Raw genomic sequence first — 7,647 nt, 5'->3', positions numbered from 1 at the left:
TTATTTCCAAAATGGATTTTGAGTTAACAGGTTATTTTGTGCGATAAGCTTGCGCGATACCGGCCAGTAGATTCCCTGCGAATTGATGAGTTTGATGAATGCAGGGTTGTTTTGCTTGATCTTATTATACCGTACCAGGTCATACCACCGTTGGCCCTCGCCCATGAGTTCGCGGTGGCGCTCCTTGAATATTACATCAATAATATCCTGGTTGGCGTCAATCGTGAGGTCTGTTATCCCCCGGCGGGTCATTATATTAAATACTTCGTTTATAGCACCGTTCACATCTCCCAAAACAGCTAATGCCTCGGCCCGGAGTAATACGATATCCTCTATCCTTGTAAAGATCAAGGCACTGGTGAAGTATCGGAATGTAGGATCTGAAACGCCTCCCTGTATCACCTTTATCTTGCTGAAAATCGGGTACTTGCCATTGATATTGGTGAAGTACCTCTCGGTACGGGGCTGGCCGAGCGTATCAATACTAAAGCGTTCATCTTTAGGCATGTCAAATATTTTAAGGATAGTATCCTTAGGCATATAGATATCCGGTACTTTTTTATTCACCACAGGTTCGGCCAGGGTTAACTCTTCCAGGTGGCCGGTTACCGATCCGTCGATATGCCCCCAATCGGAGTTGAAACCGAACATCTGGCTGGTATTCTTATTGAAAAAGAACCCGTTTGATTTGGTGAGGTCCTCGGTGCTTTGAAAATTGATCCCGCTTTTGCCATAGTTATCTTCAACAAATTTGGCATAAGTAGCTACATCGGTATAGTTGCCCTGCCACGCCGCCAAATGGGCCAACACCGCGTAGGCCGAGTTTTTTGTGGCTAAAGCTCCGCCCCAGCGGGTGACATCTTCATTATAATAATTACCGGGCTGCTGTACGTCATTGGCGCTATAAATAAATGGCAGATCGGCAGCGGCCTTAAGCATTTCCTGCTGGGCCCAGACTAAAATTTTGCTGCCGCTCTCGCGGGGCTGGTTTTCAAACTTGCCATCGTGTGATGCTGTGATGAAGGGCACATCTCCCCAGATCCTTACCATATAGAAGTAGGTAAAGGCCCTCAAAAAACGAACCTGAGCAACGTCAACTATCATATAGTTTTCTGTATAGCGCTTATCGGCTGCTTTTACATCGCCAATGCGTTCAAGAAAAATATTTGCGGCATTAACTATGGCATAAAACCTTGTCCAGTCGCTCAAGGCATCAACAGTTGGATAGGATGCGTTGAGCTGGTTACTTGAAATTGCTTTCAGATCCTGCCGGTTGGGACTAATAAATTCGCCGGTGCGTACATCGCCATAAAGCCAGTGACCGTCGTTATCAGATAAAGCGGCACGGGTAAGCGCATACACGCCCAATAAGCCCGCACGTGCATCTTCAAGCTTATTCCACATGTTTTTTTCGCCCACAACCCTTGTCGAATCAATATCCAGTGTTTTATTACAGCTTGTTATTGCCGCAGTAAACAGGATCAGGACGATACATAATGTCTTTTTCATTTTTACAACATGATTTTTGTTATCGTTTTTCATATCATAATTCCATTTTTACACCCAGGGTATAGGTTCTTGGTATAGGCAGGCCATAACCTGTATCATAGCCATCGTAGTTTACCAATTCAGGATCCTGACCGGTGTAAGGTGTTATGGTGAACACGTTATTTGCCGTGGCATATACATAGAACCTGGTTAGCTTGATTTTCTTTAAGCGCATGGCTTTGGTAAGGTCATACCCAATGGAAACCGTTCTTAATTTCAGGAATGAAGCATTTTCAAGAAAAAGGTCCTGATCAACACGGTAGGGGATAACAGTGCTCCATGGGTTATACAGCGGGTATTTGTTATAGTCTCCACGTTTTTCCCAAAAGGTGATCTCTTTAACAGAATTTACATCGCTGTTGCCTTCACGGTTAATAAAATCAAAGCGGTTGGCCATTTCCTGGTGTATCAGGTCGCGCCCCAGGTTGAAATAGAGGTTGATATTTAAATTCCAGTTGCCGTATCTGAAGTTATTATCATATCCGCCCGAAATTTTTGGTAAAGAATGCCCCTTTAATACCTTGTCATTATTGTCAATCACATTATCGCCGTTGATATCGCGCCACTTTGGATCGCCGGCATGTAGCGCGATACCATTGTATTTAAGCGGCTGCCCATTTACAACAGGTATTTCGCTTTCTGATTTATAAATGCCATCATTTATCAGTAACCAATACTGATCAACGGGGCTGCCTACTTTTAAAAGCTTATCATCGACAATGATTTGATTTAAGCCTCTTGGCAATGCTTTTAGCTTATTGGTATTATGATTTAGATTTAAGGACGATGTCCATCCAAAATTTGTGTTCCGGATGATATTGGCTGATACAGATACATCTATACCGGTATTATTTACGGCCATGCCGCTCTCAATCGACTGTTTATAGCCGTACTCCGCAAAAGCAGGGATCCCTATAAGTAAATTCTTTTCCTGTTTCAGGTACCAATCAACCGAAAGGTGCAGACGGTTATTAAGGAAACCGGCTTCTGTTCCGATGTTAAGCTGATTGGAGTAAGACCATGGTATGCCATAGCCGATCCACCCGGTAGCGTATGGCCTGGTAAGCACACCAAAAGCATTATAGCCAGGTACAGTTAAGTTACCCGTATAGCCGACCGATGCGGTATATTGAGGGCCCTGTGCATAATTATCAAATGCGTTAAGGCGACCTAATCTGCCTGCGCTTGCCCGTAAGATAAGATCGTTTATGATAGTGCTATTATTTAACAGCTCTTTCTTAATGTTCCAGGCTGCTGATACTACCGGCGAATAGAACCACCGGCTGGTAGGCTGGGCATTTGATGATCCGTCTGCACGTACCGTTGCCGAGATGAAGTATTTTTCTTTGAACGAATAATCAGTCTTGGCATAAAACGAAACCAGGTTATTCCTGATCTTATCCAAAAAGCGGAAGGTTAATTCGCGCGGAAAGGCGGTAGGGTTTAGGTAATTAGGATTGTCAGACCCATCCGGGTTTTTCGGGTTTGAGTCCAGGAGGTCGATCTTAATATAGTCATTCACCCCTTTGTATGCATAGGCGTTGCTATACTTATAAATATCCCACTGCGTTGATTGCCCAAGCTCAAAATGGAAATCGTTTACTTTATTTATTGTCAGGTCATAAGTTGCCCTGTTATCAGCCATAATTCTTTGGCTAAAACCAAAGTAATTGGAAGCATAGCTGTTGCCCTGCAAAAGTGTACGCGCATAAAACACATCCCGGTAACCTTCGTTATAATCAACGTTAAAGGTGGTGACGAATTTAAATTTCCCGAGGTCGATGCCTATTTTGGCGTAGCCATCAACAATGTTGGTTTTGTTGTTATCAAATCCTTTTTTGTATTGCGTCAGGTAATCGGCATAAAATTCTTTATTGGGTGGCAACGGGGCACTTAGATCTGGAAAGTAATTGATCTGGGCAAATCTGTCCCGAAGATATCTGTTCCGTTGCCGGTCAAGCCTGTTGGCATTTACCATGGTTGAAAAAAGCAACCATTTGAGCGGCTTCATGTTGATGTTGAACATGGCGCTATATCGGTTTAGCACTGTTCCATCAGCAATGCCATTATTTTTCAGATCACCTAACGAGAAACGGAAGTTAGCACGATCTGTTCCGCCGGAAATACCGAAGTTTATACCATAAACTACCGCATTATGATAGTAAAGATCGCTCCAGTCAGATTTTCCGCTGTAAACATTATTTAATGAGTCGCTCAAATAAATGGGGTAATTCTCATCATCTGAGTACCTGCCATTGGTTGTATAAAGGTCATAAAAGCGCTGCCTGAAAGCGTTTTCATACTTGCCGTTTATTGTAGTTACATGCGGGCGCTGCGCCAAACCTATATAGGTATCAAAAGTGATGCTTTTGGCAGCTAACGGGGTTTTTGAGGTTAAAACGATAACGCCATTAACTGCACGTGGCCCGTAAACCGCCGTAGCCGACAGATCTTTCAATACCTCAACAGAGGCGATATTATTCATGTCGATGGCCGCAAACGGATTGGTGGCTGTTCCCATCCTGTTATAGTCATATAACTGTATATCATATGCAAACGGGTGTTCTGTCACAAGTGGAATACCATCCAAAATAACCAGGGGTTGTGATTGGTAAACATCCCGTGGAGAAAGAAGCGGCATAGGCACACCTCTTATAAACATATTTTGCATGGAGCCGGGTTCGCCCGAAGGCTCCTGAACATAAAGCCCTGCAAATTGCCCTTTTAAAAGTTGTTGCAGGGAAACAGCCGGGAATTTGGATAGGTCATAAGGTTTTTTAATAACACTATCTGCCAGCTTATTATATAGGGTACGCCTGATAATAATATTTATACTGTCTTTTAATAATGAATCTTTTGCCGTTGTATCCCGATGGGTACGAGGCTTATTATTATTATAAACAGTACGTTTTATTTTGCTTTTTTTACCCTCATTCCCCTTAGCTAAGCCTGTAAGTGCATTTGTGGTTATTGCTGCGAAAACCACAAAGCACAGCCATAAGTATCGCATAATGAATGGATCTTTTAGTTTGTGAAATAAATTTTTGATTTGACGGGCGATATGCTGCTATGCCTGCAAATGAGTTATGCAGATAACATGCGCCGTTACATTAAGTGGAATGTAATTCTTTTTTCATAGTGTTGATTTTCAAGCGAAAAGAACAGGCAGCCCAAAATAATCTGCAGGAATATTCTTGACAGCGGCGCATAGTTAGCACCCTCGGGTTTGCCATCAAAAATGACCATACCCAAGTGTTCTTTTCACTTTTGGTGATTAGGTTAAACAATAAAAGTCTTGATGCCTAAAATCTCAACCAGAGATTTTTTTGATGGCGTAGCCTTGTCAGATGATAGGTTTCTGAAAGATGAGGTACAGGTAAATCAGGTTTTTCATGTCAGTGATATTGGTTAATATATTCAATTACGTAAATCTCGAAGCAGCAGGTCAGGTGGCTTAAACGATTAAGTAGTAACGTATTTTTATAACTGGTTTTAACAAATATAATTAACAAAAACGTTTTACCAAGTAATATTTAGAAAATAGTAAACTTTTATTATTTCAAATGATAACAATCGATAGTAATTGAAAAATTGTCAAAAAAAATCGTGAAATATTTGACTTTTTTGATAAAATATCATTAAGCTGCTGTGGTAAAATCTTGAAAAAGTGCTAAATCAATTTTCCAAATTGAGTAAAATCAGTCATAAAATGTAAGAATTACATTTTTAATTAAAAGACCATGGTTTGATATTGATTTGACAGGCCTCAGCATTGCCTTTGATCAATAGGGTCAGGCCTGAAAATTTTATACCCACCGGTTGAGAGCCCGTCAGCTTTGATAATGACTAAAAAGCAGGAAAAAGCTGATTGCAGTTCTCGCTGTAAATCGTTCGGGGCTTTGCAAACTACTCAATGTGTTTTTGGCACAAACGCCCCCATCAAATGTCGCCCATACACCTTGAACGTTTTAGCATCATGCAATAACTTTGAGAAACAATCACTAACTAAAAAACATAAATATGAATACGAAGCAAAAAATCTGGGCCAATTTTAGCGTAAAAGACGCAAAGCGTACAGATCAGTTTTACACACAGTTAGGTTTTATACGCAATGGGACAAACAAATATCCGAAGTTGGCCAGTTTTCTTTTTGGTGAGGATGGATTTGTGATCCACTTTTTTGAACAAGGCTCAACAATAGATGAATTTTTAATGCCGGGATCAAAAGATAACAGCGAAATTATCTTCACACTTTCTGCAGAGACAGAGGAGGAGGTGAATGAGTTTGCAAATAAAGTTAGAAACGCCGGGGGCAATATTATTAAGCAAGTAGAAAGAGATAGAGCCAATTATTATGGCTTCGCTTTTACTGATCCCGATGGACATAAATTTAACGTTCTACTAATGGATAATATGTGATGTGTTATCAATAATGCTAATTAATTCTGTGCAGTATGGAAGCAAAATCCTGCATGCTTACGTTTTTTTATGTTTTGCATTTGAATAGTACGGTGATGGTTCGTTCCTTGATTCGAGCCCGGTTAGGTGAACCCAGGAAGAATCTTAAGTTTGTCGAAGGATAGCGTGGTGGACTCTTTTATTGACCTGCAATAGCTCATTTTTTATCCATTTCCCACCCGCTGCATTTCATCAGCGGCACCATTATCGCGCTTAACCGTTTTATAGGTTTTGCCGAAGCGATAAGTGAACGCAAGTACTACCACGCGGCTATCGCGCTTGATCTTAAAATACTCGGTGGCGTTAGGGAACTGCGTTAAGCCTTCCATGGCGTTGGTGTAAAATATATCGCGCATACTCAACTTCAGGTTTGCCTTCTTTTTAAATACTGACATGCCCAGCCCCGCTGAAAGTTGCCCGGTAGGGTACAGGCGTTCCTGCACATCATTTCGTGCGCGAGTTGTGTAAAAGCCCGATACCTCGCCCGTAAAACGTTTGCCGATGGTGAACTGGTTGCTGGCGTTTAGGTTAAGCTGGTTAATATCCGATGTGTAATGATTGCCGTTAAAACCGCTTAGCTTTTTATAATTGTACAGCGCCTGTGCTGTAAGCGTCCACCAGTTGGTAGGCGAAGCCGTGACAGCTTCGGATACGCCAATAATATACGTGCGCCCCACGTTTCCTTGTGTATACAACAGAATGCCCGCTTGTGCAGGATCACTCAAAAATATCTGCGAAAAGTAGTTGTTGATGTTACTGTATGATATTGTAGTGGTAAGCAGGTTTTTGTATTGATGGCTCAGCTCCAGGTTCCAGCTGTATTGCGGCAGGATGTACGGGTTGCCCGTTTGATAGGTGTACTTGTTGATGATGAAATAGAAGGGGTTGAGCGTTTGATAAGCCGGGCGATCAATACGGCGGCTTACCGTTAGCGTAAGGCTGTTGGCCGTATCGGCTTGGTAACTGAAATAACCGCTGGGGAAAAAGCTGCCATAGTTGCGCGAAAAAGCCGAGTCTTTTTGCAGCAAATTGCCCAGTTGATGCGCATGATAATCTGTATGCTCGTAACGCAGGCCTGCCTGGTAGCTAATGGCCTTGTGCTTGCGCTCCAACAGCGCGTAGGCCGTATGGATATTCTCGTTGTAAAGGAAATGATTGCTGCGGGTCAGGTCGTCCGTCCATTGGCCTGAGGTGAAATTTTGGTAGCCGGCTGCGTTATCGGTACTACTGTGTACCGATTTCCAGCCCAGTTGCCATTGGTCATCGTTTTGGGTTTTGAGCGTATAGTCGGCCTTGCCCGAGAGTATGGTGATGCCCGTGGGGATGCTGGCGCGCGTCAGTTCGTTGTAGCCGCCAGTGGTTTGCAGGCGGTTGTTAAAATTCTGGTCGCTGGCAATGTTATAGTGCAGCCAGTCGGCGTCAGCGCTGATGTCCTGTGTTTTGCTGATGGCATGGCGAAGGCTCAGGCTTACCTGCCCGTTTTTAAACCGGCTGTTATTGGCATTATCGGTAGCGATGACTGAATCTGCAGCGCCACTTGGGTTAAGCCAGCGCGCTGAAGCTGTATTATTACCCTTGCGGTGGATCATGGTTCCGCCAAGAACAATGCCAAGCGTAGTTTTGGACGAAACATCATAATCC

Annotated in this window: 4 protein-coding genes; 1 reads left to right on the top strand and 3 read right to left on the bottom strand. The window is 42.9% G+C overall.

Annotated features, from left to right (window positions below; translation table 11 throughout):
* Together VF500_RS05620 and VF500_RS05615 are read right to left on the bottom strand one after the other, a co-directional pair.
* The gene (locus tag VF500_RS05620; protein WP_330858733.1) at positions 1-1,509 is read right to left on the bottom strand and encodes a RagB/SusD family nutrient uptake outer membrane protein; all 1,509 of its coding nucleotides are present in this window, start codon (positions 1,507-1,509) and stop codon (positions 1-3) included.
* Positions 1,510-1,543: 34 nt separating this feature from the next.
* Positions 1,544-4,558 (bottom strand): SusC/RagA family TonB-linked outer membrane protein, encoded by a 3,015-nt coding sequence (locus tag VF500_RS05615; protein ID WP_330858732.1) that lies wholly within the window; start codon positions 4,556-4,558, stop codon positions 1,544-1,546.
* Positions 4,559-5,568: 1,010 nt separating this feature from the next.
* Between VF500_RS05615 and VF500_RS05610 the strand changes: the two genes are divergently transcribed.
* Complete coding sequence (locus tag VF500_RS05610; RefSeq protein WP_330858731.1) at positions 5,569-5,967, top strand: VOC family protein; 399 nt, start codon at positions 5,569-5,571, stop codon at positions 5,965-5,967.
* A gap of 203 nt (positions 5,968-6,170) precedes the next feature.
* On the opposite strand, the gene VF500_RS05605 is transcribed toward VF500_RS05610, so the two are convergent.
* Positions 6,171-7,647 (bottom strand): outer membrane beta-barrel family protein (locus VF500_RS05605; protein WP_330858730.1); only part of this gene is annotated, 1,477 nt, incomplete at its 5' end.

The sequence above is a fragment of the Mucilaginibacter sp. genome, from assembly GCF_036383575.1.
Lineage (GTDB): Bacteria > Bacteroidota > Bacteroidia > Sphingobacteriales > Sphingobacteriaceae > Mucilaginibacter.
Note: the sequence above shows the minus strand (reverse complement) of the source record. Positions and strands in the feature narration are given on the sequence as shown.

Coding starts and splice junctions, on each gene's coding strand:
- VF500_RS05620 (WP_330858733.1), bottom strand. CDS start 1,509: ATGAAAAAGACATTATGTATCGTCCTGATCCTGTTTACTGCGGCAATA.
- VF500_RS05615 (WP_330858732.1), bottom strand. CDS start 4,558: ATGCGATACTTATGGCTGTGCTTTGTGGTTTTCGCAGCAATAACCACA.
- VF500_RS05610 (WP_330858731.1), top strand. CDS start 5,569: ATGAATACGAAGCAAAAAATCTGGGCCAATTTTAGCGTAAAAGACGCA.